The organism is Planococcus sp. RAB007_Raresut (assembly GCF_057369535.1).
In genome coordinates, this window is the sequence record NZ_JBXYIF010000005.1 from 222,047 (window position 1) to 248,296 (window position 26,250).

The window sequence follows — 26,250 nt, forward strand, 5'->3', positions numbered from 1 at the left end:
TTATAGTATTAAAGCCGATATGTCTTACCGATTTCCGCAAATTCAACTGAACCGGAAAATGTTTCTTTGGCAGATTCCAAAATTTCCTCAAGTTCACCGTATTGCGGCAAATGTGTTAACACCATCTGTTTCACTTCTGCTCTGGCTGCTAGTTCACCTGCTTGGCGTCCGCTCATATGGCCTTGGATGATTCCGACGTATTTTTCGTAAAGATTCGATTCGGCAGCGATAAAGTCCGCGCCTGCCGAAAATTCCACCAGTTCTTCTTTCCATGCTGTATCGGCTGTGAAAACTGCCGTCTTGCCGTTCGCGGTAAATTTCAACGCCAGACAGTAAACGGGATGGATCGTTTCACAGAAAGATACTTCCCATGGTCCGATTTGAATAGGCTCCGAAACATGAATTTCACGCCCTTCCGTCACCCCTTTATAAGAAAGACTGTCAAAACCGGCGGCATCCCGGTTATGCGCATAAATCGGCAGGGGTGTGTTCCATTCCTTCAATTGCATTCCCACCATCGCCGCATGCTGAAGAACCCCAATATCCGCTACGTGATCCGGATGGTAATGAGTGATGATAACAGCATCCAACTCGCTCAATTCCGTATAATTCTGTACCGCCGACAGCACTCCGCTGCCACAGTCGATTAAACAGCGAAAACCATCCTGTTCGATTAAGAATGAAGAAGTCGCTTCGTTTTTATTTGGGTAACCGCCCCAAATCCCGATTGTCGTAATGTCCATGATCAACTCTCCTCACATTGCAATTTTCTTTAGTATAACTCAAGAGGAACGGTCACACTTGTTTAAGCAAGGTGGCTGGGTGGTAAAGAACAAGTGGATAGAAAAAATAGGAGGGATTATTTTGACTATTAAAATGACAGTTGAGAACGCACTCCAAGCAAAAGCAGAAATCGACAAATTGGCATCACAAGGATACGACCATGACGACATTTACATCTTCGCGCATGATAAAAAACGCCAAAAGGATGTAACGGATGCACTTGATACTGAAACTGTCGGCATGAAAGAGCAAGGCTTCCTTGACAGCATGAAGAATATGACCAGCTCGCGCGGCGATGAACTGCGCGCGAAAATGGAAGGCGCCGGGCTTACGAAACAGGAAGCGGAAGAATATGAAGAAGAACTCGATAAAGGCAAACTGGTCATTATCGCAAACAAAAACGACTAAATTCTATATTTCATGAGAGGATGCCGGGTTTCCGGCATCCTTTTTTCTTTTCTAAATAAATATTTAAATGTTCTCACAATAATGTTTTCTCTACTTAAAATCTAGAATTTTCAAATATATTTTGTCAAAATACGATTTTTTTGCTATATTTACATAAGTTTTAGAATCAAGTTCGTACACATCCAGGGGGACAACATGAAGAAAAGTTTAAAAATCGGCAGCGCGTTTATCGGTATTATCGTCGGTGCAGGATTTGCATCCGGCCAGGAAATACTTCAATATTTCACAAGCTTTGGTTATCTCGGTATTTTAGCGGCTATATTGGCCACTGCTCTTTTTGCCTATATGGGAATGAGTCTGACGAGACTCGGCAGCCGCATGCAAACCACTTCGCACAAAGATGCGCTCTATGGCATCGGCGGCAAATACGGCGGTTTCATCATGGATATCATCATTATCCTGACATTATTCGGCGTGGGAGTTGTAATGATTGCCGGAGCCGGTTCAATCTTCTCCCAGCAATTCGGTTTGCCGGCAGTTCTTGGAAATACCGTGATGGCTTTGATCGTCATGGGCACGATCATGCTCAATATCCAGAAGATCATTGCCATTATCGGCAGTATCACGCCATTTTTAGTCATGGTGGTTATCGGTCTTGCCATTTACAGCCTTCTGACAATGGATGCTTCGTTCGCTGAACTGAACCCGATTGCCAAAGAACAGGATTCCGCTTTATCCAATTGGTTTTACTCAGCAGTCAATTATGTTTCTTTTAATATAGCCGTTGGGGCTTCCATGGCAATCGTCATGGGCGGAATCGAAAAAGATGAAAAAATCGCCGCTCGCGGTGGATTGATCGGCGGTCTGGGCCTTGGTGTATTGATCATCTTGAGCCACTTGGCTATTTTCTCAGCTGTCGACAGAGTCGGCAACTCGGATATGCCGATGCTTCAGATAGCCAATGATATTTCACCATTCCTTGGCTTCTTCATTTCGCTGATCCTGTTTGCCATGATTTACAATACGGCAGTCAGTATGCTGTTTTCGTTCACCGCCCGCTTTGCGGAACAGAACACGACCCGCTTCAAAATTACTGTCGTCATTGCAGTGACAGTCGCCTATCTATTGAGTTTTATTGGATTCACGGAACTTGTCAGCCGATTTTATCCGTATATCGGATACATGGGGCTATTCCTTGTTGTCACAGTTGTTGTGGCTAATATCCGTTACGCGCGCGATAAAAAAACGATGGCATAAGTCCAACCGTCAAATCCTTGTATAAGGGTTTGACGGTTTTTTCATGTTAAAGTCTAATTAAAGAATTTTGGAAAGGCGGTTTTTTGGTGGAGACAAACGTTTGGATTGATGATAAACAGATTAAGGCAACTGACTTTAAAAACGAACAGGTACGGATTTCAGATGCAGAACATGGCGCAACGAAGATTTCTTTTTCATTTAAAGTGAACAGCGAAGAATATCATGATGTGGCCGTCCTGCTATATAAAAATGATTTTCAGGTACGCGTTCCGGATCTGGACCTTGAGTTCCCTGCCACTATCCATAATTACGCGACTGACCGAACGGACCTGTACCAAGAAGGGCAAGTGGCGGATTATTACCTTGAACTGATTGAAAAAAGAAATTAAAAATTACAATGCCCTGGACCGCAATCGGTCCAGGGCATTTTTAACTTAGTCTCTTTTATAGTTACTGCCCCGGCTTTTCATCCTTAAGTTACGGGTCATTTTGTTTGCCAATTGTTCTTTACGTTGCCGTTCAGCTTCATCCAGCACGATGGAAAAATCGCCGTCTTCCTCATAAATATGGAACCACGAGCCGATGCGGCTTCCATCTGGCAATTCTCTGAACGCCACAATAATTTCGAAACCCTGTTCCTCCAACAGGATGACTGCTCTTCCCCCGTCTTCAATCCGGTCCAAATAACCTTTCACGTAATCACTCCTCCACACAAGCCAGATTCTGCTCTTTAATAGCTTCCACTGTCGCTTGGCCGATGCCTTTTATGTCCGCTAAATCTTCAATCGTATCAAATGGCCGCAAACGAATGATTTCTTTCGCATACGTTTCACCGATACCCGCAATCTGCTGGAGTTCAGCGGTGGAAGCGATATTGATATTGATGCATCGGTTCTCCCCTTCAGTCGGGACCCCGGTGCGGCTGGCAACCACATTATAGGAGGTGCCATCCGTTTCAATAATAATTGTGCCATTGACGTCCGTGCCGTAAACTTCAGCTCCATTATTTTCAACAGCCGCCAGCACTTCGGCGTGTGGATGGCCGTAGGAATTATCTGCTCCAGCGCTGTAGATTGCGACTTCCGGTGATACAGCTTCCAGAAAAGCGCTGCTAGAAGATGTATTCGAGCCATGATGGCCAAGGTGAAGAATTTCCGCACGCAAGTCGGTTCCGTTGTCGATCATCTGCTGCTCTTCTTCCACCCCGGCGTCACCGGTGAAAATAAATTGGATATCGCCATACGTCAATTTCATGGAAATCGATTCTTCATTGGCGGCGCCGGTAAGCTGTTCAGGGTATAGAACATCAATGCGCATTTTCCCGACATCAAATATGTCTCCGGCTCTCGGCTCATAATAATCGGTTCCGCTTGCATCTATCGACTGCAGAACATTCAAATAGGTATTGGACGTGCTTGGATTGCCGGGCAGCCATACCTCATCCACTTCGAACTCCCCGATGATTTGGGCGAGCTGGCCGATGTGATCGGCGTCGGGATGCGTACCTACAGCAATATCGATGTCTTTTATGCCGGCTGTCTTCAGGTAATCGACTGCCTGAGTGGATTTCCAGTGACCGGCGTCAATCAGGATCGCATGTCCCTCAAATTCAAGCAAAGTCGCGTCTCCCTGCCCTACATCGATATAATGCACAGCTAATGCCGGCTCCATTGTTTCTTTAACCGCATCTCCGGGTCCAGCCGGCTTCTTTGGTGCCGCAGTCTCCTGGCATCCCGCAAGAAGACCCAGCAGCGCAATTATAAATAATAAAATCCTTTTCAAAAACTCACTCCCTTATTCACAGTGAATTTTATCACAGCTGCCCTCAATTCGGAGAAATTAAAAAACGTGAGAAATCCGCCAGAAAGAAAATTTCCGGCGGATCAAGAATCAGGTCGACATATAATCTCCGCCGTTCATATGGAGAAACTGTCCTGTCATATAAGAATTTTGCGGGTCCGCTAAAAATACATAGGCTTTCACCAGTTCAAAAGGCTGTCCTGGTCGCCCTGCCGGTACATCTTCTCCAAAGTCATCCGCTACGTTAGGGTTTAAATCTCCGAATGTCTTTGTAATCAAAGGCGTCCAGATCGGCCCTGGAGCGATACCGTTTACAGCAATTTCTTCCCGTACAAGTCGCCTGGCCAAAGAACGTGTCATTGCCACCATTGCGCCATTCGCGCCTGAATAATCGATCAAATCCGAATGGCCGCGGTAAGCATTGATGGAAGCTGTATTGATGATGCGCGATCCTCTTTTCAGGTGTGGCAATGCTGCTCTGACCAAATAAAACATCGCGAAAGCCTTGATTTCGAAAGTCTTCAGCATCTGCTCATCCGTTATATCCAAGGGTGAAGTTTGAGGATATTGATAGCCGGCATTATTGACGACGATATCAATTTGGCCATAGGTTTCAAGCGTAAATTGAACAATCTTTTCGCATTCTGCCGATTTCCCCAAATCCCCTTGGAACGCTTTTGCATCGCCGCCGTATTTCTCAATTGCCTGCAGGGTCGCATTGGCACCTTCTTCATTGCCTTTATAGCCAATGACAATTTTGGCGCCTTCTTTCGCGTAGGCTATGGCTACAGCCTGCCCGATGCCGCTGCTGGCACCGGTGATAATCGCCACTTTCCCCTCAAGGGCGCCACTTGCTTTATAATCAGCCAAATCTGTATTGTCGAATGATTTATCTGCCATCTGATCACCTTTCCTTAGATCGTTTGAGATTGAATTCTCCCTTTACTTTGTGGCAAGGTTTTTCGTCAATCCCTGATAAAGCTGTTCATACGCTTCTGCAGACTGCTTCCATGAATAATCCGCATCCATGCCGTTCTTTTTGACTGCTTCCCAATGCTCGGATTGCTGGTAAAGTGTCAGCGCCCGTTTCACCGCCTCTGTGAAAGGCGAATTCAGAGTAAAGTCACTCAGAAAACCGTTGCCAGTTTGGGTAATGCGGTCATACTCAATGACTGTATCTTTCAAGCCGCCTGTTTTATTGGCTACAGGAACAGTGCCGTAACGCATTGAAATGAGCTGGCTTAAACCGCAGGGTTCAAAATGTGAAGGCATAAGGAAAATGTCGGCCCCTGCATAAAGCTGATGCGCAAGGTCTTCGTCGAATCCAATATGCACCGCCACTTTATCCGGAAATTTTTTAGCCAGCTGCACAAAGAAATTCTCAAATTTCTCTTCTCCTGAACCAAGCAGGATAAATTGCATATCATTGGATTGCAGCAATTCGGGCAAGGTTTCTTCTAAAATATCGATGCCCTTTTGGCCAGCCAGCCGAGAAATCATAGCGGTCAGCGGTATATCCCCCTTCACTGGCAAGGCCATCAATGACTGAGCTTTGCGTTTGTTCACCGCCTTCTCCTCAATTGATGAATAGTCATATTCCATCTCAATCGCAAGGTCGGTGGCAGGGTTATAAAACTGTGTATCCAGGCCATTCAGTATTCCGACCAGATCTCCTTTTCGTTCTTTGAGAACTTCTTCCAACCCTTCCCCGTATTGGGCTGTTAAGATTTCATCCCTGTAACTCGGACTGACAGTCGTCACTTTATCGGCAAAGGAAATACCGGTTTTGAGCATATTGTATTTCCCCTTCCATTCAATGGAAGAAAGATTGAACTCATTTTCCTCAATGTTAAATCCATTTGTGAAAACGGCTGCCGGGAATATGCCTTGAAATTGAAGATTGTGTATCGTCAAAACTGATTTAGCACTTTCCCCAATCCTCTTGAACCTGGTGTCTTCTTTTATCAGCAAAGGAATGATGGCAGTATGCCAATCATGTACATGGATGATGTCTGCTTTTACTTCCATCTCTTTCATTGCCGTCAGGACAGCAATACTGAAAAAGTTAAAGCGCTCCCCGTCATCCGGCTCGCCATATATTTGGGACCGTCCGAAGTACTGCTGATTTTCCAGGAATAAATAACGGATGTTTTCATCGTTGTATAGATAGATACCGCATTTTTTCGTTTCTTCGCCGAAGGGGACAGAAATTTCTTCAAGCAATGAAAAATGCTCTGTAAATTCTTCCGCAATCAGGCTGTATTTGGGCAAGAACACAGTAACGTCATGGTTGTTATTCGCCAGTTCCTTCGGCAATGCACCAATTACGTCAGCCAGCCCTCCTGTTTTTGCAAAAGGTACACATTCCGCTGCTGCCATAATAATTTTCATAAGACTTCTCCCTCCGACACTACACTGCCTTTACGGATGATCACCGGCTTTTCCTTTGTCCCGTGGACGACACTGCCGGCTTTGATGCGCACATCTTTATCCGCAATCACATACAGCAAATCACAGTTTTCTTCTATTACACATTTTTGCATGATGATGCAATTTTCGAGCTTTGAATTTTTGCCGATCTCCACAGCCCGGCTCAGGATACTGTCGCTGACTTGGCCTTCCAATAAGCTTCCGTTTGCGACCAGCGACCGTTTAACATTGGATCCTTTCATATATTTTGTCGGTGGTTCATCTTTGACTTTCGTATAGATCGGCCTATCTGGCAGGAACAGCCGCCTCCATGTAATTTCATTCAACAGCGCCATCGATTCATTGAAATAACTATCCATTGAATTGATCAAGACAAAATAACCTTCATATTCGTATTGGGCGAAGGTATACGGTTTTTTCTTCAGATTCACAATATCTTCCACACTTACAACCCGATTTTCCCGGAATGTCTTAATCATTTCCAGCAATAATTCTTTGGATAGTATATAGGATTTCATGCACTCCCCATCACGGACTGCTTCTGTGATGTCAGCCCCGGATGCCAGGTGGGAATCCAGCATATCGTTATAATCCAACTGGGAAATGGAAAAGGCACTCGTCACCAAGACATGAGGCTGTGTGCTTTTATTGAAAAAATTGAGGTGATCTTCCAGGGCCGCAAATGAGCCGACACTCAATTGATCTCCTTCTTTTTGGGATGTCGGGAGAAAATAAAGGCCATTCCTGCGCCGATCCAGATCCCAGCTCTTGCCCTTTCCGATATGGTCCATCAGAGAAACACTTTGCTGAGAAGCGAAGACTCCGACTGAACTGATATCTGAATTGACGATATTGGATAATGCAAAATCGATTAAGCGATACCTGCCTGCAAATGGAATCGAAGCTGAAGACCGGTACATCGCCAATTCTCTTAAACCGGGAATCGTGACTGTCGCGTCAATTACTGCTGCTAAACGCATCGTCTTCACTCCCTTCCCATTTTTTTATCGTTTCTTTCGTTAAAAGAGTGATTTCTCCATCTTTTTTCTGCAACTCAAAGTTTTCGGGAATATCGAGATCAGGCGTTAAGATCGCACGCCTGATTTTTGCTCCCGCCCCGACAACCGTGCCAGCCATCACGACGCATTCATCGATTTCCGCTCCTTCTTTGATATGGACGTCCTGTGAAATGATCGACCTTCTCACTTTCCCTTCAATGATGCATCCTTCATTCACAAATGATTCCTGAATTTCACATGTCGACGTCACTACTTGCGGCGGCAGCTGAGGATTGGATGAAAAAATTCTCCAGGCTGAATCATGGAGCACCAGGCCTGAGTCGAGTTCCAATAAATCCATATTCGCTTCCCATAGACTTTCTACCGTCCCAACATCTTTCCAGTAGCCTTTATACGGATAAGCGACCATTTTCTCGTTGCCTTCGAGCATTGCCGGAATGATGTCTTTTCCGAAATCATGGCTTGAATCCTCTGTTTCCGCATCTTTCTCCAGGTACTCTTTCAGCTTTTGATAATTAAATATATATACACCCATAGATGCTAAATTAGTTTGTGGGTCAGCCGGCTTTTCCACAAATCTCTTGATCTGCATATCCTCATCCGTCTCCATCAAGCCAAAGCGGCTGGCCTCTTCCCACGGCACTTCAATAACGGAAATCGTCGCATCCGCCTGATGCTTGATATGGAAATCGAGCATCAGCATATAATTCATCTTGTATATATGGTCACCCGATAGAATTAGAACATATTCCGGTTGGTGGGCTTCCAAAAACTTCATGTTCTGATAAATCGCATTTGCGGTACCGTCATACCATTTGATGCCGTCAGCTTCCGCATACGGCGGAAGCATCGTCACGCCCCCATTGCGGCGGTCAAGATCCCAGGGGGTTCCGAGTCCAATATATTGATGCAATAAATGCGGCTGGTATTGCGTCAAAACGCCAACTGTATGGATTTCTGAATTTGTGCAATTTGATAATGGAAAATCAATGATGCGGTACTTCCCGCCAAATGGAATTGCCGGCTTTGCCACCGCGTAAGTAAGTTCTTTCAGCCGGGTTCCTTGCCCGCCGGCCAATAACATTGCCACAATCTGCTTTTTCAATCCGCTTCGCTCCCTTTCTCCATCAATTTCCAGATACACATTGTAAATGCAGGCAACTCAATTTTTATGGACTTGTCCTGTCCATCCGCTCCGATCTCTTCAGCTGAAGCTATGCGGGCGATACTGCTCTGGGCTCCCCCATATTCGGCGGCTGCACTTGTAAATATTTGTCTATATTCCCCGTTTCCCGGCACCCCCACGCGAAAATCAGGATAGGCATTATGCGAGAAATTGCACAAAATGACACACTCATCTTGTGGATTCTTTCCTCTTCTGATGAACGAGGCGACACTCTGTTCGTGATTGTCGGCATCAAGCCAGACAAATCCTTTGGGATGATCATCCAATTGATAAAGTGATCTTTCACTTTTATAGAATCCCAGGAGGTCTTTCGTAAAATAGGCCATTTTTTTGTGTGCTTCCTGTTCCAGCGAAGCCCAATCCAGCTCCGGCTTGAATTCCCATTCATCAAAATGACCGAATTCCTGGCCCATGAACAATAGCTTTTTACCGGGATGGGTTATCCAAAAACCGAGCAGCAAACGCAATTGATCGAACTTCTCTTCAATTGTTCCCGGCAATTTATTCAATAAGGATTTTTCACCGTGGACCACTTCATCATGTGAAAAAGCCAGAATATAACGCTCATCGTATTGATACATAAGTGAAAAGTTCATCTTGTCGTGGTGCTCCGAGCGTTCCGACGGCTGCTCTTTCATATATGCGAGCGTGTCGTGCATCCAGCCGAAATTCCATTTATAATCAAAGCCGACTCCATTTTCCTCTGGGGCATGGGTCACTTTCGGATGCCCCCACGCATCTTCTGCAACAAGGATGGCGTCTGGGAACCCTTTTTTTAAACTGGACACTAAAGTACGTAAAAATTCCTTGCCCTCTGCATTAAAAGTTCTGGCTTCTTCATTTGGTATATAAAGCTGTGTAATGACTGCGTCCATGCGAAAACCGTCGAATTTAAATTCTTTCATCCAATAATGAGCGCTTGAAATCAGGAAGCTCACCACTTCACCTCGTTGGACATCAAAATTCAATGTGCCCCAATCATAATTCACTCTTCTTTCTTCACGGGATTCTTCGTAGAGCGGTTTTCCATTGAATAAAGAAAGCGCAAATGCATCACTGCAGAAATGGCCAGGAATCCAGTCCAAAAATATTCCGATCTCATTTTTTGCGCATACAGAAATAAAATACTTCAAGTCATCTGCAGTGCCATAGCGGATTGTCGGCGCAAAATAGCCGGTTGCCTGATAACCCCATGACTCATCAAGGGGATGCTCAGTAATCGGCAGGATTTCAATATGTGTAAAACCCATGTTTTTCACATAAGGAACGAGTTCATCAGCCAGTTCCCTGTAAGTCAGAAAGTTTCCTTGTTCGTTCCTTCTCCAGGTCCCGATATGCAATTCATAAATTGCCATCGGTTTTTCAACGTGGTTTTCAGCCAGGCTGCGTTTCTTTTTCATGATCTCTTCTTGCCATTCATGCCGTGAAGGTCCGACAATCACAGATCTTGTCTGCGGTCTCATCTCTCCCTGTCTGGCATAAGGATCGGACTTCTCAAGGAGTTCACCATTATTCGAGAGAATTTCATAAATATAGGAGTATCCCGTCAAATCCGCCGGAATACGGATTTGCCAAATCGTTTCGTCATGCGGCAGGCATTTCATCTCATATGAAACCATTTCACTGGTCTCTGGATGAAATACAACGGCCGTCACCCTTTTGACATCCGGAACCCAGAGCGTGAATGAGGTAAAGCCCCTTTCGACTTTTGCTCCAAAATATTGATAAGCATTTTTCATCTGGCCGTTATGGAAGTCCTTCAATTTATCTGCCGTCAACTCTTCTTCCTGGATAATCATACGAACTCCTCCTAACATCGCCTTTCCTTAATTATCTATCTTTAGTAGATTCTACACGCTCCATGATAATCCTTTGTAAATTAACTAAATTTTTCGTAAATTAAATTACAATTATATTTTATTTCCGTTATTCCATTTACTTTTCGCTTCCCAAACCTTTCCGTTCGAAATATTTACATATGTTTTTGGTGTCCGGTACTTGTTTGGCGGCTCCATATCCACTACGCTTATAAGGATTCACGATAGCGATTCAGAAAGGACGGGTACTATTGCTGAAAACGAAGTGGTTTACCCTTTTAATAGTGTTAAGTATTTTCCTTGCCGGCTGCGGCCAGGAAATAAAAGATCCCGTCAGTTGGGAAATAGAAGATTTTACTTTCACCAATCAAAATAATGAAGATGTCGGTCTGGCAGATCTGCAAGGCGAGGTATGGCTGGCGGATTTCGTATTCACCAATTGCACGACCGTCTGTTTGCCGATGATGGCGAATATGACCGAATTGCAGGGGCAATTGAAGGAAGAAGGACTTGATGTGCGGATTGTTTCGTTCAGTGTGGACCCAACGATTGATACACCTGAAGTTTTAAAATCCTATGCCGAGAATTACGGCGCGGATCTCAGCAGCTGGGACTTGCTGACCGGGTATACCCCTGAAGAAATCGATGCATTCGCGATGGAGAACTTTAAAGTCGTTGCCAGAAAACCTGCGAATGAAGACCAGGTCGTTCATGGAACGTCTTTCAATCTGGTTGACCAAGAAGGTGTCGTCCGCAAATTCTATGACGGGATCGATCCCCCAACAGAAGAGATCATAAGTGATATCAAAATCCTTTTGGCGGAGGAATAAGCGATGAAAAAGATGAATATTTGGATTTTGCTCACCATTTTAGCCGCAGCCGGGTTTTTGATTTTCCTTTTTGTGCCGCGCGAGAATGTTCCTCCGCCCAACACACGGGTGGTTCTGGAGCATACCCACCGGACTTATATCGCCCCCTCCTGTTTCCAGGAAGCGGACGCGACGAATTACCTTGAGGAATCGACCCTGCAGCAGGCCCGGGAACTGAATTACCCGCCGCATACAGACTGCACGGCTGAAGCTTTTGAAGGAAATGTGGAAAGCCGGTTCACAAGCATCTTGAAAGAGTTCGGCGTCATGGAAAAAGAATCAGAGGATTGGTAGACAGAAAACAGGCCGCGGACAAATGTCCGCGGCCTGTTTATTCTTTAAGAACAGGAAAAATATAAACGATATTGCGCAAAACAGCTTCGCTTTCCTGGGGGCTTGCGAAAACCCGTGCTCCTGCATCGCTTCGCTAGCTTCGTCGCAAAGAGTTGACCTTGCAAGCTACGGCCAACTCTTAGCTAACTCGGACTCGTTCTACTTCGTCCGAGTGGATCTCAGCACTTCGCTCGAACCGGAGTTGGCAAGCCAACTCCGGTTCTACTCCCCTGGGAGTCTTCGCTTTTTTGCTCCATATCTCAGATACCTCTCTACAAAGTATGTCTTTTCAAGTCTGTTTCAAATAAGAAGTAGATGCTTTGAATCTGCACAAAACCAGCACAAAATGACATGGAGTGAATGACAAAGACATACTCCCCGAATCAACATTCCCTCTTTTTTCTATATTTCCTATTCGATGAATTTCACACAGACTGGCGCCGCAGTTTTTATTTCCTGCGCAAGTTCAATCGGCCGTCCGTCTTCCAGTTTTAAAACTGTCAGGGAATCCGATTTCTCGTTGCCCGCAATCAGCCAACCGCCGCCGGGAACCAGCGCGAAATGGCGAGGGCCCTCACCGCCGCTGCTGGTGAATTCGGGGCTGTGGAGTTTGCCGCTTTCGTCGATTTCGAAAGAGACGATGCTGTCGTCCCCTCTGTTCGAAGCGTAAAGGAATTTCCCATCGTTTGATACCGCCACTTCTGCAGCCGTATTTTCTCCTTCAAAAGCTGTCGGCAGTAGGGATACGCGCTGAATTTGTTCGATTCCGTTTTCCTGCTCAAGCGAATAGACCGCCATTGTCGAATCGAGTTCTCCAAGCGAATAAATCAGCGGCAATTCCGGATGGAAAGCCAGATGCCTCGGACCGCTTCCAGGTTCCGCATCTATCGCATGGTCAAGTGCCAGTTTCCCGCTTTGCATATCAAGCTGATAAAAGTAAATCGTATCCGTTCCAAGATCTGATACAGCAAACAGATTTTTTCCCGGCACTTGAATAATGGAATGCGGGTGGGCGGCATCCTGCCTTTCCAGGTTCGGCCCTGTTCCTTCATGCTTCACTGAGTCGGTCATTTCCCCGATTGCCCCGTCTTCTTCCAGTTCGAACACATTTACGTTGCCGCCGGAATAATTGACGGACAACAGCCATTTTCCGCTGCGGTCAATTGTGACATATGCCGGATGATCGCCGTTGCCGCTGTGGCGGCTGTGCTCTTTAATGGTTCTGCTATCCAGTTTCAAATTGTAGGATACCACTTCACCGTTGAAATCTTCGCTGCCGGAAGCCACTATTTCCTGCGACGGATGGATTGCGAGGAACGATGGACGTTCAATTCCACTGACACCCGCCAGTTCCTTTAACTCCCCCGACTCCGTATCGAACTGCCACAGTTTGATGCCTTTTTCATTTCGGCTCGCGTATGAACCTGTAAGCATATGAAGAATCGCCAATCAAAACTCCTCCTTCTGCGTCGCCGACTCTAACTTCATCGGCTCAATTTATATATAGCCTATCAAACCGCATACATCCCGGCTACTTATAATATTCAGCAAAAATTATCCACCCTGTGAAAGATGGATAATCGGTTCATAAAAGAATGCTTGTCTGGATAAACAGTTGAATCATTATATAGAAAGCAATGGCGTATTTTAAATTGAAACGGATGCCGTTCCGGATGCCGCTCAATCCGTTCATGCTGCTCAATATGATGACCGGCATGACAAACGGCGACAAGATAATGGAAATAACGCTGCCTGACGTTACTGCAAGCACGATCAATTCCGGCGGATATGGCAAAACCGCCCCTTCCAAAATCCCTGTCACGAGTACAATTACCGGCAATGGACCCAATCCGATAAACCCAAGAATGATCAGGATGAACGGCAGGAGCAGCAGGATATTCAGAAACGGGATGAGTTCAGTGATGTAATCCATGCCATCGATAACGTATGCGCCTGTTCCTGATTTATTCAGCGCGTAAATCATCAATCCAGCAGACAACAGAATACTGAATTGCTGCGCCTGCCGCGAAATCCCGTTCGAGAAATAATTTTTGCCATCCGCGACATAATTCCCCATGCGTTTTTTAAGCAGGAAATAAATCAATGTCCAAAACAAAATGACAAGTGGAATCACTACAAGAAAATCGATGTTCCAGACTTCGTGTATGAAAAATATCGTACCGAACAGGGACACAAACAGAAAAGCGAATTCCGCTACATCCCGGTTCCATTTGCCTGTGTTCCGCGAGTTTTTGATTGCTTTGCCAATTTCAGTCCGCAGGACCGCTGAAAAGTCTTCTCCATCTCTTTTTTCCTGGCGATAGGCAAAAAACGCGCCCAGCAGACTTCCGCCGGCAGCCGCAGCAAAGCCCAGTACAACTGACTTCCATAAAGTGGCGCCCAAAGCTTCCACCGCAAAAATGAAGCTCGGAATGCTGATGACCCATAGCGTGGACAAGGCAAAGCCGCGCAATATGGCGGTGCCCTTGAATTGCTCCCACGCTTCACTTTTTTGCTCTTTCAAGAACGAATCAATGAAGCTGTACATCATTGGAACCGCCCCAAATAGAAGGAAATGGGATATGATCTGTGTCATTCCGGTTAATCCTAAGTAAAACTTTCGGCTTTCATTAAGAAATTTATGGCCGTAACTCATGATTTCATCAATATAAGGTTCTTCGTTCAACACCCAGCTGATCATCGGCACAATCAACAATAGCGAAATCAAGCTGCGCATCTGCAGGAACCCTTCAGCCAGCCCATCTATCAAAGAGCCTTTCGTAAAGAGAATTACGCCGACCGCAATCGTGGACAGGAAAATCGGCAATTGCAATTTATTGAGCGGCAGAAGAATCAGTCCGAATACCAAAGTCATTAATCCCAAAATAGACATTACATTGAACAAAAAACCATTATAAAAGAAATACGTGATGAAATGAAGCAATGCATAAACTGACACCGAAAAGGTAAAACCTTTTGCTGCAATACCTTTCATAGACTCTCTTCCTTTCCGGTTTAATCCCAAGTTAACCTCTATTCTACACCTGTAGTGACTGATGAAAAGTTTACAGGACTAAAAAAAGACATAAAATTATTTTTTTTAATAGGAATAGTTTTAATTCTATAATATTTAATGATATGCTGACTTCAAACAATCAATTATAATATATCTGGGATACGGGCGCACAGCGTTCCTCTGGATTTTCTTCATGAATTCCCGATGAAAAAAAGCTGTATTCAATTCTTTACCGAAGGGCTAGTTTTTCGAGATAAATTAAGTCGTTTGATAGTATAGGAGGAAATAACGTGGGTGTAACTAGAGACTTTTTTATTGCTTTGAGCAAAAACCAAATGTTGAACAGCGGTGCAAAAAAATGGGGATTAAAATTAGGAGCCAGTAAAATGGTGGCCGGTACTGACATTGACAGTATGATGAGATCGGTTAAAGAATTGAACAGCATGAAAATCAGCGCGACAATCGACAACCTCGGCGAATTCGTGTACAGCAGAGAAGAAGCGACAGCCGCTAAAGAAGATATTATTAATACAATAGAAGCTATTCAAGAACATGGCGTAGATGCCCATATGTCGATTAAATTGACCCAAATCGGACTTGATATCGATTACGATTTCAGCCTTGAAAATATTCGCGAGATTGCTGCAGCAGCCGCAAAATACGAGATATTCATCAACTTGGATATGGAAGATTATGCCCACCTTCAGCAAACCATTGATATTCTAATGGAACTGCGCAAAGAATACCCGAATGTCGGTACAGTGATCCAAGCTTATTTATACCGTTCGGAAAAAGATTTAGAGCGTCTGGATGATGTCCGTCTGCGCCTCGTAAAAGGTGCTTACAAGGAAATTCCGGATGTTTCCCTGCAAAGCAAGCAGGACATAGATGAAAACTTCCTGAAGCTGATTAAAATCCGCTTGCAAGGGAAAGCATATACTTCCATCGCAACCCATGACCATAACATCATCAATGAAGTGAAGAAATTCGTCGAAGAAAACAATATCCCTCATGACCGTTTCGAATTCCAGATGCTTTACGGTTTCCGTACGGAAATGCAGAAGGAATTGGCGGCGGAAGGTTATGCTTTCACGACGTATGTGCCATACGGAAAAGACTGGTACGCTTATTTCATGAGAAGACTGGCAGAACGCCCACAGAACATCAACCTGGCTCTTCGCAGTGTCATATCCAAATAAATAGAGCATAAAGTAAAAAGGAGCCGCGGAATAAAATCCGCGGCTCCTTTTATTTATCCTCATCCAAAGTTCTTACACGCAGCGGCGGCAGTTCCTGAGACAAGCGTTTGCGGAATTGCTCGTATTGCGGTGGAAGCTTCAGTTCCTGCCCCAATGATTCGACCGGTTCATCGACTGCGAAGCCAGGCGGATCGGTGGCAATTTCAAACAGGATGTCTCCGTATTCCCGGAAGTAAATCGAATTGAAATAATTCCGATCCTGTACAGGAGTTACACCAAGCCTCCAGTTTTCGATCTTTTCTTTCCAGTCAAGCTGGTCGGCATCGTCTTCAGCCCGCCAGGCAATGTGATGGACCGTACCCACTCCCATTTGGCCGGTGCCTTGCCGCTCCGTCATGACGTCTACGATATTGCCGATTTCCGCCGTCGACTTGAAGCGGATGATGTTGCCTTCTTCGCCAATTTTCTCGAGTCCCATGACAGACTCCAGCAATTCCCATGTTTTTTCGGCATTCGCTGAAAAAAGAAGGGCTCCCGCAAATCCCTTGATCGCTGTTTCCCCTTTAATTTCACCGAAATCCCAAGAGCTGTTTTTGCCTTCAGACCGCTCCACCAATTCCAGAAGCAGTCCATGAGGATCTTCAAAGCCTATATATTTCTCGTCGAATCTTTCATTCTCAGTAAAAGGAACTCCGAATTTAGTTAGGCGCTTCTTCCAAAAACCCAGGCTGCCCGGCGGCACAGCAAATGCTGTCACCCCAACCTGCCCGTCTCCGATCTTCCCTCGGTAGGCATTGCCCCAAGGGAAGAAAGTCATAATTGTCCCAGGCTCGCCTTCATCATTGCCGAAATAAAGATGATATGTTCCCGGATCATCGAAGTTGATTGTTTTTTTCGTTAGGCGCAACCCTAAAACTCCTGCATAAAAATCCACATTTTGCTGTGCATCGCCAACAATGGCAGTAATGTGGTGAATTCCTGAAATTTTCTTCGCCATTAACTATCCGCTCCTTTTCTTAACACTTCCCGTCTATTATCATAGCAAGTAAGTATCTCGAATTAAAGGCATTCAACGTTGTCATATACTTTTTTGTTATTCCGGCTTGTTATTATCATGCTTTTCTTTCTTGGCTTGTTCATGATTTCCTGCTTTCTCCAGATCCTCAATTTCATCTTGTTTAACTTTTTCAATTTCCGCTTTGTGTTGTCTTTCTCCATATTTAGTGTCCGCTTCTTCTGCCGCTACATCTTTCTGGTGTTCTTTCACTTCTTCAATCTTCTCCATTTCTTCCTGGTATTGCTCTTCCACTTCACTAGTCGCAGGAATGAAAGGTTCCTCATTAAAATCAGTACGTTTGCCATAGCGCAGCATTTCATAGATGATCAGCCCATTATTCGGCATCCCGTTTGCTGTTTTCATCGGAACGACATCAAATAGGACGTAATAGAATGCATAGAAAATAAATCGATTCCAGAAAGTCTCATATTCTTGGAGCATATCGTTCGCCAGCATGGCGTTGATGACTAAAGCTACCACAACGTTCACCAGAATCGGGCCGGCATATAACATAATATAGGCGAATTTCCCTTCCCTTTTCAGAGAATCGTAGGAAAACCAACTATATAGATGGTAGTATTTCCGAATATCAAACATACTAATTTTCAAAATTCTAGGTCCTGACCCTACTGTTAGACGGGGGTTTTTAACACCGAGCAGTATACTCACGATAACGTATCCCATTTCGCGGAGAAATACGACGACCGGGAGAATGATGAAGGCAGAAATGATCAATGACAATAAATCTGCTAACCCGAACATATAATGCCCCCTTTTCGTTTTTACTTCCTCTTAAAACATTACCTATTTACTTACCCCTTCTTTTCAAAAAGAACCTCAATTTCTGCATATTACAACATTTAGGCAGTTAGTCTCTTTCTTTATTACAATCATTACAGCTAGGATGAAGTTACTAACTCGCAATCAACAGACAATGACGTTGGGATGTGCTTTATGAAAAAACCAGCTAATATTTTGCTAAATAAAATATGGATTTTCCCTATTCTAATAGCTTTATCGTTATTGGCATTTTTTTCACTGGAAGATATGGTCACACCAAAAGATGCGGTCGCTTCCAGAGAACCGGCCGGGTCGGCAGTCTTTGCGCCGCCTCCTTATATAGAAGAAGTAAGAGCCGAAGTTTCTGTAATTCCAGACCTTATTTACGAAGAAAGTTCAGGCGCTCTTCTTGACCTCTATATTCCCGAAACTTTGGATGAACCGGTGCCGGTGGTATTGTGGATTCACGGCGGCGGGTATGTTGGCGGGTCAAAAGACAGCCGGCGTGATTATGCCATGACTCTTGCCCACGAAGGCTATCTCGTAGCCAATATAGATTATGGACTTGCCCCGGAACAGCTCTATCCAGGGCCAATTTTTCAGGCCAACGCCGCTCTGGAATATCTTCAGGAGCATGCCGCTGATTTTGGCGGAGATATGGATCGTGTATTTATCGGCGGCGATTCTGCCGGTGCGCAAATCGCCAGTCAGCTCAGCGCCGTTATCTCCAATGATGGATTGGCGGATAAAATGGGGATTTTGCCGGCCGTTGATCCGGAAAAACTTCGTGGCGCTCTATTGTTTTGCGGTTTATACAATATGGCAACAGTCAGTGACACTGGATTTCCCAATATCGATTACTTTTTGAACACCTACACCGGAACCGCTGCATTTGAAAACTTCAGAGATTTGGAAGAGCTGTCGACGGTCGAGCACATTACGCCGGATTTTCCCGCCACGTTCATATCAGTGGGAGACGGGGATCCGCTGGCTCCGCAATCAGTCAAACTCGCCAATACAATCCGATCACAAGGAATAGCGGTTGAAACGATGTTCTTTGAGGAATCGGGGAAAGATTTGCAGCATGAGTTCCAATATGCGCTGGATACATTAGACGCACAGGAAACGTTAAGCAAAACTTTGGATTTCCTTTCAGCTAAAAGCAGATAAAAAGACTCCAAACGAGCCAAGTTACGCTCATTTGGAGTCTTTTTCAGTTCTGGCTCAATAATTTGTCTGATGCTGTTGCCGATTTGGGGCTCGACGCTTCCACTTTGGTTTTGCGTCTGGCTGGAATCATATTGAACACGATGTTCAATACGATTGCCGTTATACTGCCTGCCACAATGCCATTGCTCGTCAAGATCTGAAAGCTTGGCGGCACCAATGCAAAAATTTCAGGTACAACCGTTACGCCAAGTCCTATGCCGACTGAACAAGCGACGATCATGGCGTTTTCTGTGGAATCGCCCATTACTTTACCGAGCATTTTTATTCCCTGCGCAATGACCATCCCGAACATCGCAAGCATGGCTCCCCCAAGGACCGCCAGCGGTATGATCGTTGTCATTGCAGCGATTTTCGGTACGAAACCGAGTGTGATGAGCATCATCGCGGCGATGAAAATAATTTTCCGGGATTTGACGCCCGACATTTGGATCAGTCCCACATTCTGTGAAAATGCCGTGTAAGGGAAAGCGTTGAAAATACCGCCGAGAAAAATGGCAAGACCTTCAGCGCGGTAACCTTTCGCCAGATCTTTCTTTTCCAATTTCTTTTTCGTAATATCGCTTAATGCGAAATAGACGCCAGTCGATTCAACCAGCGACACCATAGCCACCAGAGTCATCGTAAGGATCGCAGACCATTCAAAGGTCGGCGTGCCGAAATAAAACGGTTTGACCATATGGAAATACGAAGCTTCCGCAATTGGCGCAAAATCGACCAGACCCATGAATCCTGCTGCCACAGTACCAGCCACAAGGCCAAGCAAAATTGAAATGGCGCGGACAAATCCTGCAGTAAATTTATAAAGCAGAATGATGAGCAGCAAAGTGCCGAATGCCAATGAAATATTGGCTGCCGAACCAAAATCAGCAGCACCCTGGCCGCCGCCCATATTATTGATCGCCACAGGAATCAGCGTAATTCCGATGATCGTCACGACGGAACCCGTGACAATCGGCGGGAAAAAACGCACCAGACTGCCGAAGAAACTGCTGATCAGCACAACGATGATTCCAGAAGCGATAATCGCTCCATAAATAGCGGAAATCCCGAACTCGCCGCCGATTGTGATCATGGGAGCTACTGCTGTAAATGTACAGCCCAGAACGACAGGGAGACCGATTCCGAAAAAGCGGTTGCTGACAATCTGCAGAAGTGTGGCAATCCCGCACAGCAAAATATCAATCGATACCAAGTAAGTCAATTGTTCAGAGTTGAGTCCAAGCGCTCCCCCGACGATCAAAGGAACCAATACGGCTCCGGCGTACATCGCCAGGACATGTTGCAAACCTAAAGCCGAGTCTCCAAGAAGTTTTTTCATAGGACAGTCGCCTCCTCAAAAAACTCTGCTTTGCCATTCCCCATTGATTTGATATTCGCCAGCGTTTCGACACGGATGCCGCGTCCGCGGATCTCTTTGCCGCCGGGCTGGAAGCCTTTTTCAATGACGATGCCGACACCGGCGAGCGACGCGCCTGCCTGTTCGATAATATCCAATAACCCCAACACTGCCTGGCCGTTCGCCAGAAAATCATCCAGGATGAGGACAACATCATCTTTATGCAGAAAATCTTTTGAGACTGATATTTCACTTGTGACATTTTTGGTAAACGAATGGACGCTTGCCAAATATAAATTGTCGGTCAATGTCAGTGACTGGCTTTTGCGCGCAAATACCGGCTTCACACCCATTTTGAGTCCCGTCATTACGGCAGGGGCGATCCCTGAAGATTCAATTGTCAGTATCTTAGTGACGCCGGCTCCCGCAAAACGCGAGGCAAACTCTTCTCCGATTGCATCCATCAGCACCGGGTCAATCTGATGGTTGAGAAATGAATCCACTTTCAGTACAGACTCGGATAATACTCTTCCTTCTGTTAAAATTTTCTCCTGTAACTGCTTCATATCGCTGGTTCCCCTTTCGTCACGGCCAAGGGCATAAAAAATAGCCCTCAGAACCGTGCATCCATTCATAACCATGAGCGGAGCAATGTCCTTCGAGCTAAATTCGAAAGGAAACGCAAAGAAGTATGCGCCAAAAAAGGGCATAGCCAATCGTTTCGTTGCTTCTCATAGTCGGTTTATTTACGGTAAACCGGTAGAAACTCGCGAGCCATATCCCCGCTATTATATGAGTGAATATTATTTTAGAATGGACCAATTATAGCATGTTGCTCCCACCTTTCAAGAGGAAGATAAAATATAAAAAAATTCAGAATTTAAACACAATATTACATTTCCGCTTTAAAATCTTATTCAATCAAAGAAATACCAGGGAAGATGTAATCTCCCCTGGCATCCCATATTCCTTACTCTACATTAATATAAAGTTTTCCATCCGCAGCTTTACGCATTTCATTGCCGAAGCTGTCTTTCACTTTCACTTCGAGAACCGCACCGTTTGCAACCATACCATACGGAACAGTCCAGTAGCCCACATAATGGCCATCTTCCTGTTCACTCATCGGCAATTCTGTTGCGTTCATCGGCAAGTTTGTCAGCGGCATATGAACCATAAATGACGCTTTCAAGCCAGGTTCCGCATCAAATTCAATCTTAACGCTTCTGCCCGTTGTCAAATTGACATCTTCAGCAGGCGTCAGGTTTTCGATGTTCGGAGCTGTGAATTTCGCTGTCAGCGTGACGGTTTCGGAAACTTCGTTACCCGCGCCATCGCGTGCAACGACTGTAATCTCGTTAGCGCCTTCGTCGAGCAAAATACGTTTTGAATAGCTGCCGTCTGTAACAGCTGCTTGCTGCCCGTTCACTGTCACGGATTCAAGATTCGCGTCTTCAACAGTTCCTTGAACTGTTACAGTTTCGCGATTTGTTCTGTCTCCGTCAGCCGGGTTGCTGATTGTGAGTGCCGGTGCTTCTGTATCCAATGTAACGGTTACAGCTTCAGATGCCCCTGTTTCGCGGCCATCCAAAATGGATGCAGCAACCAATTCATTGTCGCCTTCTTCAAGGTCGACCGGAATTGAGAAGGTGCCGTCCGCTTCGACTTCCACAGCAGCAACTTCTTCGCCGTTATTCTGCAATTCGAGAGTCGTGGTTGGTGAAGCTGTCCCTTCTACCACAGCAGCCTGTTCGTTTGTTACAAGACCGTCTGCCGGTGAAGTAATTGTTGGTGCTTGCACTTCATAGCTGACACGTGCACGGATCATGTAATTCCCCTCCGCTGCCGGTGTCGGAGCCCATGCACCGCTGACATGCTGATAGCTTCTTTCAGCATTGACGCCGTCTTCATCTGTTGCAAGGCCAGGCGTATTCGGGTTTGCAGCCGTTTGTCTGTAAACCATATAGAAATCGCCTTGGACTGTAATATTGTGTTCAGATAGGTCTACTACTGTCCATTCGCCGTTGCGAAGAGCTTCCCCTTCAATCGGTCCTGCGAGCATTTCGCCCGGAGTTCCGTCAGAGCCGTTGGCATCCCATACTTCCACTGCGAATTCCGTACCGCCCGGAACCGGCCATTCTGTATCCCAAAAACGGAATACGCCGTCTGTAACGATACCGGATTCATTGCCATCTGGAAGTGACATTTTCACTGCCCAAGCGTTTCCTGCAGCATTGTAAGCACGGGCATTTTCTGCTGTGCCATCGTCATAGCCGATTTCCCCGCCTGGATATGTGTAGAACGGCTCAAGTGCGAAATTCAATTCCGCCGCATCTTCACCGATTTCTACAGCAGCTTCAGCACCGTGATAACCGCTTGCCACTACTTTAACTGTATATTCGCCTTCATAAGCGGTAAGTTCATAACTGCCGTCTGCAGCTGTTTGAACCGGAGAGATATTGGCGTCTTCAACCAATAGGACAGTTGCGCCTTCGATTCCTTCTCCTGTCGCTTCATCAGTAACAGTTCCGCTTACCGTGTTCTGCGCCACTTCTTCCAAAGTGAAATTCGCTTGTGCCGTTGCGTCAGCTTCGATTGTCACAGCCTGCTCATCAGACTGGAACCCGTATGCTTCCGCTGTGACTGTAAAGTCTCCTGGAGAATGTGACAGTGAGTAACTGCCGTCTGCCGGATCCGAATAAACAGAACGTCCGGATTCAAGCACATTCACTTTTGCTCCAAGCGGTAATAATGTCGGATTCACCGGAGTTTCAACTGCCGGCAATTCTTCTTTCACTGGAACTGTCGGATGGATCTTCGCTGGATCGATCGGGTTCTTCAATGATTCGGCATCTTTGCCTTTCACTAGACCCAGTCCGATTCCATTCGATTTCTTGCTGTTGTTTTTGTTTTTATTTTTTCCTTTGCCTTTGTTTTTATTGACTGAAGCTTTGCCGGTTTGTGAAATATCGGCTAATGCAACGTCATCAATATACCAGCCATCTCTGACTACACTGCCGTCAGAGTAAACATTGAATCCAAGGTAGACGCGCTGTCCGCTGTAAGCAGTCAGATCTACTTCCGCAGAAACCCATTCTCCCGAGTCGCCCTGGAACATTTGCGCTTGCTCCCAATTCTGCCCGTCTGTCGAAATGAAGACATGGCCGTAATCCCAAGCTCTGCCTGAAGATGATTCTTCAAAGCTGTACCAATGCTTGAATTGCAGATACGAATTCCCTTCAGGAAGGTCAACTGGAGGCATCACTAATGTTGCGTTCATGCTTGTATCATACGTGCCGTCTAAATTTGTAGCGTAAACATTTTCACCAGAAGCCGCATTGCCCGGTCCTGATGTTGGGGCTCCCAATTCCCAGCTGTTATTATCACCGAACGAAGTCCAGCCTGCCGCTGCACTTTCAAAATCTTCGAAGTACCCGACTGTAATGGCCGGCTTCACTGCTACTGTATACTCTTCAGATTCTACTTCATTGTTTCCAAAGTCATTGATCGTCCATTTGTAAACAAACGATTCGCCTGCAATCAAATCACCTGAAACCGCTGCTGCAAATTCCCCTGATTTGAAATTTCCGGATTTGCGTGCAGCATCAATTGACTGCCAGTCACCATTTTCATCCTGATAATTTAATACCACGGAAGAAACGCTGATATTGTCTGTTACTGAAACCGCCAATTCCAGATCCATTCCGGTATAAGTTTCAGCAGGAGCTGTATGTTCGAAAACCGGAGCTTCATCGTCTTCTCCTTGTTTCGTCACTTGCCCTTCAAGTTTGCCGATTCCATCAAGAATGGAAGATACCGCTGCATACGCATCCACCAGACCGTAGCCGTAGCCATGATTCGGCGTTTCCGGATACGTTTCATCCGTCAGCGGAGTAGCTGTATCGAGTAAAATCTGTTCCATTTCATCAACCGTCAAATCTGCATTGACTTGTCTCAGCAAAGCCGCTGTCGCAGCAACTGCCGGTCCCGCCATAGAGGTTCCGTTCCAGCCGCCTTCATATCCGCTTCCCGGTACAGAAGAACGAATATTGACACCCGGCGCTGAAATATCCGGTTTGATTTCGTCATATGGTGATGGGCCTCTTAAAGAGAAACTTCCAACCACATCATTGATATCAGTAGCACCTGTCGCAAATGATTCCGGATAGTTCGCCGGAGATGCTACAGATCCCGGTCCGCCCGGATTAGTCAACGTCGTGTTCCCCGCAGAAAATTCCGGGAAGATTTCCGCAGCGCGCCAGTTGATGACAACATCACGATACCATTCGTCAAGTCCAGGCCCGCCGCCCCATGAATTATTGACAACGTCCGGCGCCAGGTCGACACGCGTATTGCCTTCCGCATCAGTTGGAGCCAAAATCCATTCAGCCGCTTCCAAAAGATCCACATCGGAACCACCGGATGCAGTGAATGCTTTGACGCCAATCCATTTAGCTCCAGGCGCAACCCCAACCTGATTGGAGCCATCCGGTTCGCCGCCGACCATTGTGCCGGTGACATGCGTCCCGTGTCCTTGGTCATCATAAGGCGTGTCTTGTCCCGCAGTCGCATCGAACCAGTTATAATCGTGATCCGCTTCACCGGTTGCCGCATCATAACCGCGATACTTTTCTTTTAATGCCGGATGATCCCATTGGACCCCGGTATCGATACTTGCAACGACTGTACCCGCACCATCGATTCCCATATCCCAGGTTTCAGGCGCATTGACGCGTTCCACATTCCATTCGATATTCGCAACTTCCGATTCCGGAGTCACTGCGTCTTTAGTTTTTGTAGTGAAAAGCTGGCGGGTTTCGTTCGCCAAGACCTTCTCCACTTCTTCGAATGAAGCAATTTTCTCCGCTACTTCCTTGGTTGCTGTAACCGCCATTCCGTTGACGATAAAATAGGAATCGTATTCATCCACATTTCCATTTTCAGCTTCCTGTTCAAGAAATTGCATGACGTTTTGCTGTTCCTCCATCGAAGTGGCTTTCAACTCAGAAACGACTGCAGAGCGCTGGGCAAGCAAGGATTTTTGAGATGATAAACTTGCTTTTTCTGCACTTTCCTTAGCTGAAGCCGCTACTTTTTCGGTATCAGCTTTTTCTTTGAACTTAACAAGGAATGTTACTTTTTCTTCACCTTTAAAACTGGTAAGTAAACGATCACTGACTTTCTTTTCTGCGGCCACCGAAGAATTCTTCGCCGATTGGTGCAGCTTATTGGCCGTTTCAGCACTGGCTAAACCAGGAGCAACCAAAGAAAACGTCATTAAAAGCGAAGCAGCGATACTAAATGCTTTCGTGGAACTCTTCTTCTTGTTCATGTTTTTCCTCCCTTTGATTTGAATCATTTCGTTTGCCCTCTACCAAAAGCACAGAAAAAAACACCACTCCCCCCGTCTGAAATTTTCAGATACCAGCGTCTTGGTGTTTTTTCATTTCTCTGAGTTGTTGCTGTAACTATACAACAAAAAATACAGTAAATTATTTGAAGATTTTGAATTAAACAGTATGTACTAGTTAACTTTAAAGGGTATTTTTACCCATAAAAATTCTATAAATAAACCAATTAACCTGCTTTATTACAAGGTTTACCAGGCGATTAAATTTAATTCAAAATACTGTTAAATTATTAAATAATATTACAATAAACACAAAAAAGATTCTTTATGCCCATAAGAGTAGAAACGAAATTAAATAAGATAACAATAAAATCAGATTA

The 26,250-nt window shown here is 45.5% G+C and carries 22 protein-coding genes and 1 riboswitch; of the genes, 7 read left to right on the forward strand and 15 right to left on the reverse strand.

The annotated features are described in order from the left end of the window. Positions 1 to 8 precede the first annotated feature (8 nt). A complete protein-coding gene (locus tag AC2Q9J_RS11835; RefSeq protein WP_499040135.1) occupies positions 9 to 743 on the reverse strand; it encodes an MBL fold metallo-hydrolase in 735 nt (244 codons plus the stop codon). A 121-nt stretch (positions 744 to 864) separates the two neighbouring features. Here AC2Q9J_RS11835 and AC2Q9J_RS11840 point away from each other — a divergent pair, with 121 nt between their 5' ends. From AC2Q9J_RS11840 to AC2Q9J_RS11850, 3 genes are all read left to right on the forward strand, one after another. Continuing rightward, a complete protein-coding gene (locus AC2Q9J_RS11840) occupies positions 865 to 1,191 on the forward strand; it encodes a YflT domain-containing protein (protein WP_499040136.1) in 327 nt (108 codons plus the stop codon). Positions 1,192 to 1,386: 195 nt separating this feature from the next. Then, on the forward strand, positions 1,387 to 2,448 hold the full coding sequence (locus AC2Q9J_RS11845) for a YkvI family membrane protein (protein WP_499040138.1): 1,062 nt from the start codon (positions 1,387 to 1,389) through the stop codon (positions 2,446 to 2,448). Between the two features lie 86 nt (positions 2,449 to 2,534). Beyond that, positions 2,535 to 2,837, forward strand: a complete 303-nt coding sequence (locus tag AC2Q9J_RS11850) for a DUF3219 family protein (protein WP_499040139.1) — start codon at positions 2,535 to 2,537, stop codon at positions 2,835 to 2,837. Positions 2,838 to 2,882: 45 nt separating this feature from the next. On the opposite strand, the gene AC2Q9J_RS11855 is transcribed toward AC2Q9J_RS11850, so the two are convergent. The 7 genes from AC2Q9J_RS11855 to glgB form a co-directional block, all read right to left on the reverse strand. Beyond that, complete coding sequence (locus AC2Q9J_RS11855; RefSeq protein ID WP_499040140.1) at positions 2,883 to 3,143, reverse strand: DUF3006 family protein; 261 nt, start codon at positions 3,141 to 3,143, stop codon at positions 2,883 to 2,885. A gap of 4 nt (positions 3,144 to 3,147) precedes the next feature. Next, positions 3,148 to 4,230, reverse strand: a complete 1,083-nt coding sequence (locus AC2Q9J_RS11860) for an MBL fold metallo-hydrolase (protein ID WP_499040142.1) — start codon at positions 4,228 to 4,230, stop codon at positions 3,148 to 3,150. Positions 4,231 to 4,338: 108 nt separating this feature from the next. Further along, positions 4,339 to 5,148: an SDR family oxidoreductase gene (locus AC2Q9J_RS11865; protein ID WP_499040144.1), complete on the reverse strand. Its 810-nt coding sequence runs from the start codon at positions 5,146 to 5,148 to the stop codon at positions 4,339 to 4,341. Positions 5,149 to 5,190: 42 nt separating this feature from the next. After that, positions 5,191 to 6,639 carry a glycogen synthase GlgA gene (gene glgA / locus AC2Q9J_RS11870; protein WP_499040146.1) on the reverse strand — a complete coding sequence of 483 codons (1,449 nt, stop codon included), beginning with the start codon at positions 6,637 to 6,639 and terminating at the stop codon, positions 5,191 to 5,193. Continuing rightward, positions 6,636 to 7,658, reverse strand: coding sequence for a glucose-1-phosphate adenylyltransferase family protein (locus AC2Q9J_RS11875; RefSeq protein WP_499040148.1), 1,023 nt, complete (start codon positions 7,656 to 7,658; stop codon positions 6,636 to 6,638). Before AC2Q9J_RS11875 ends, glgA begins: the two co-directional genes overlap by 4 nt. Beyond that, entirely contained in the window at positions 7,636 to 8,802 is a 1,167-nt protein-coding gene (locus tag AC2Q9J_RS11880) for a glucose-1-phosphate adenylyltransferase (protein ID WP_499040149.1), read from the reverse strand. The genes AC2Q9J_RS11875 and AC2Q9J_RS11880 overlap by 23 nt, the downstream gene beginning before the upstream one ends. After that, positions 8,799 to 10,682 carry a 1,4-alpha-glucan branching protein GlgB gene (glgB, locus tag AC2Q9J_RS11885; protein ID WP_499040151.1) on the reverse strand — a complete coding sequence of 628 codons (1,884 nt, stop codon included), beginning with the start codon at positions 10,680 to 10,682 and terminating at the stop codon, positions 8,799 to 8,801. The genes AC2Q9J_RS11880 and glgB overlap by 4 nt, the downstream gene beginning before the upstream one ends. Before the next feature lie 269 nt (positions 10,683 to 10,951). On the opposite strand from glgB, the gene AC2Q9J_RS11890 reads away from it, so the two are divergent. Beyond that, positions 10,952 to 11,530, forward strand: a complete 579-nt coding sequence (locus AC2Q9J_RS11890; protein ID WP_425595569.1) for an SCO family protein — start codon at positions 10,952 to 10,954, stop codon at positions 11,528 to 11,530. Positions 11,531 to 11,533: 3 nt separating this feature from the next. Next, positions 11,534 to 11,863, forward strand: a complete 330-nt coding sequence (locus tag AC2Q9J_RS11895; RefSeq protein WP_499040153.1) for a hypothetical protein — start codon at positions 11,534 to 11,536, stop codon at positions 11,861 to 11,863. A gap of 450 nt (positions 11,864 to 12,313) precedes the next feature. On the opposite strand, the gene AC2Q9J_RS11900 is transcribed toward AC2Q9J_RS11895, so the two are convergent. Together AC2Q9J_RS11900 and AC2Q9J_RS11905 are read right to left on the reverse strand one after the other, a co-directional pair. Continuing rightward, entirely contained in the window at positions 12,314 to 13,351 is a 1,038-nt protein-coding gene (locus AC2Q9J_RS11900; protein ID WP_499040155.1) for a lactonase family protein, read from the reverse strand. A 136-nt stretch (positions 13,352 to 13,487) separates the two neighbouring features. Beyond that, on the reverse strand, positions 13,488 to 14,897 hold the full coding sequence (locus AC2Q9J_RS11905) for a hypothetical protein (RefSeq protein ID WP_499040157.1): 1,410 nt from the start codon (positions 14,895 to 14,897) through the stop codon (positions 13,488 to 13,490). 311 nt (positions 14,898 to 15,208) lie between these two features. Here AC2Q9J_RS11905 and AC2Q9J_RS11910 point away from each other — a divergent pair, with 311 nt between their 5' ends. After that, entirely contained in the window at positions 15,209 to 16,117 is a 909-nt protein-coding gene (locus AC2Q9J_RS11910) for a proline dehydrogenase family protein (RefSeq protein WP_499040159.1), read from the forward strand. A 49-nt stretch (positions 16,118 to 16,166) separates the two neighbouring features. Here AC2Q9J_RS11910 and AC2Q9J_RS11915 read toward each other — a convergent pair whose 3' ends face one another. Together AC2Q9J_RS11915 and AC2Q9J_RS11920 are read right to left on the reverse strand one after the other, a co-directional pair. Further along, a complete protein-coding gene (locus AC2Q9J_RS11915; protein WP_499040161.1) occupies positions 16,167 to 17,114 on the reverse strand; it encodes a ring-cleaving dioxygenase in 948 nt (315 codons plus the stop codon). 96 nt (positions 17,115 to 17,210) lie between these two features. Then, positions 17,211 to 17,936 (reverse strand): hypothetical protein, encoded by a 726-nt coding sequence (locus AC2Q9J_RS11920; protein WP_499040162.1) that lies wholly within the window; start codon positions 17,934 to 17,936, stop codon positions 17,211 to 17,213. 192 nt (positions 17,937 to 18,128) lie between these two features. Here AC2Q9J_RS11920 and AC2Q9J_RS11925 point away from each other — a divergent pair, with 192 nt between their 5' ends. Next, on the forward strand, positions 18,129 to 19,124 hold the full coding sequence (locus AC2Q9J_RS11925; protein ID WP_499040163.1) for an alpha/beta hydrolase: 996 nt from the start codon (positions 18,129 to 18,131) through the stop codon (positions 19,122 to 19,124). Between the two features lie 43 nt (positions 19,125 to 19,167). Here AC2Q9J_RS11925 and AC2Q9J_RS11930 read toward each other — a convergent pair whose 3' ends face one another. The 3 genes from AC2Q9J_RS11930 to AC2Q9J_RS11940 form a co-directional block, all read right to left on the reverse strand. Next, on the reverse strand, positions 19,168 to 20,502 hold the full coding sequence (locus AC2Q9J_RS11930) for a nucleobase:cation symporter-2 family protein (RefSeq protein ID WP_499040165.1): 1,335 nt from the start codon (positions 20,500 to 20,502) through the stop codon (positions 19,168 to 19,170). Continuing rightward, on the reverse strand, positions 20,499 to 21,086 hold the full coding sequence (locus AC2Q9J_RS11935) for a xanthine phosphoribosyltransferase (protein WP_499040166.1): 588 nt from the start codon (positions 21,084 to 21,086) through the stop codon (positions 20,499 to 20,501). The genes AC2Q9J_RS11930 and AC2Q9J_RS11935 overlap by 4 nt, the downstream gene beginning before the upstream one ends. Positions 21,087 to 21,234: 148 nt before the next feature. After that, positions 21,235 to 21,336, reverse strand: a riboswitch (purine riboswitch). Between the two features lie 154 nt (positions 21,337 to 21,490). Next, the gene (locus AC2Q9J_RS11940; protein ID WP_499040168.1) at positions 21,491 to 25,852 is read right to left on the reverse strand and encodes a S8 family serine peptidase; all 4,362 of its coding nucleotides are present in this window, start codon (positions 25,850 to 25,852) and stop codon (positions 21,491 to 21,493) included. Between the last annotated feature and the right edge of the window lie 398 nt (positions 25,853 to 26,250).

Coding starts and splice junctions, on each gene's coding strand:
- AC2Q9J_RS11940 (WP_499040168.1), bottom strand. CDS start 25,852: ATGAACAAGAAGAAGAGTTCCACGAAAGCATTTAGTATCGCTGCTTCG.
- AC2Q9J_RS11930 (WP_499040165.1), bottom strand. CDS start 20,502: ATGAAAAAACTTCTTGGAGACTCGGCTTTAGGTTTGCAACATGTCCTG.
- AC2Q9J_RS11925 (WP_499040163.1), top strand. CDS start 18,129: ATGAAAAAACCAGCTAATATTTTGCTAAATAAAATATGGATTTTCCCT.
- AC2Q9J_RS11835 (WP_499040135.1), bottom strand. CDS start 743: ATGGACATTACGACAATCGGGATTTGGGGCGGTTACCCAAATAAAAAC.
- AC2Q9J_RS11920 (WP_499040162.1), bottom strand. CDS start 17,936: ATGTTCGGGTTAGCAGATTTATTGTCATTGATCATTTCTGCCTTCATC.
- AC2Q9J_RS11845 (WP_499040138.1), top strand. CDS start 1,387: ATGAAGAAAAGTTTAAAAATCGGCAGCGCGTTTATCGGTATTATCGTC.
- AC2Q9J_RS11865 (WP_499040144.1), bottom strand. CDS start 5,148: ATGGCAGATAAATCATTCGACAATACAGATTTGGCTGATTATAAAGCA.
- glgB (WP_499040151.1), bottom strand. CDS start 10,682: ATGATTATCCAGGAAGAAGAGTTGACGGCAGATAAATTGAAGGACTTC.
- AC2Q9J_RS11905 (WP_499040157.1), bottom strand. CDS start 14,897: ATGAAAGGTATTGCAGCAAAAGGTTTTACCTTTTCGGTGTCAGTTTAT.
- AC2Q9J_RS11915 (WP_499040161.1), bottom strand. CDS start 17,114: ATGGCGAAGAAAATTTCAGGAATTCACCACATTACTGCCATTGTTGGC.
- AC2Q9J_RS11875 (WP_499040148.1), bottom strand. CDS start 7,658: ATGCGTTTAGCAGCAGTAATTGACGCGACAGTCACGATTCCCGGTTTA.
- AC2Q9J_RS11895 (WP_499040153.1), top strand. CDS start 11,534: ATGAAAAAGATGAATATTTGGATTTTGCTCACCATTTTAGCCGCAGCC.
- glgA (WP_499040146.1), bottom strand. CDS start 6,639: ATGAAAATTATTATGGCAGCAGCGGAATGTGTACCTTTTGCAAAAACA.
- AC2Q9J_RS11935 (WP_499040166.1), bottom strand. CDS start 21,086: ATGAAGCAGTTACAGGAGAAAATTTTAACAGAAGGAAGAGTATTATCC.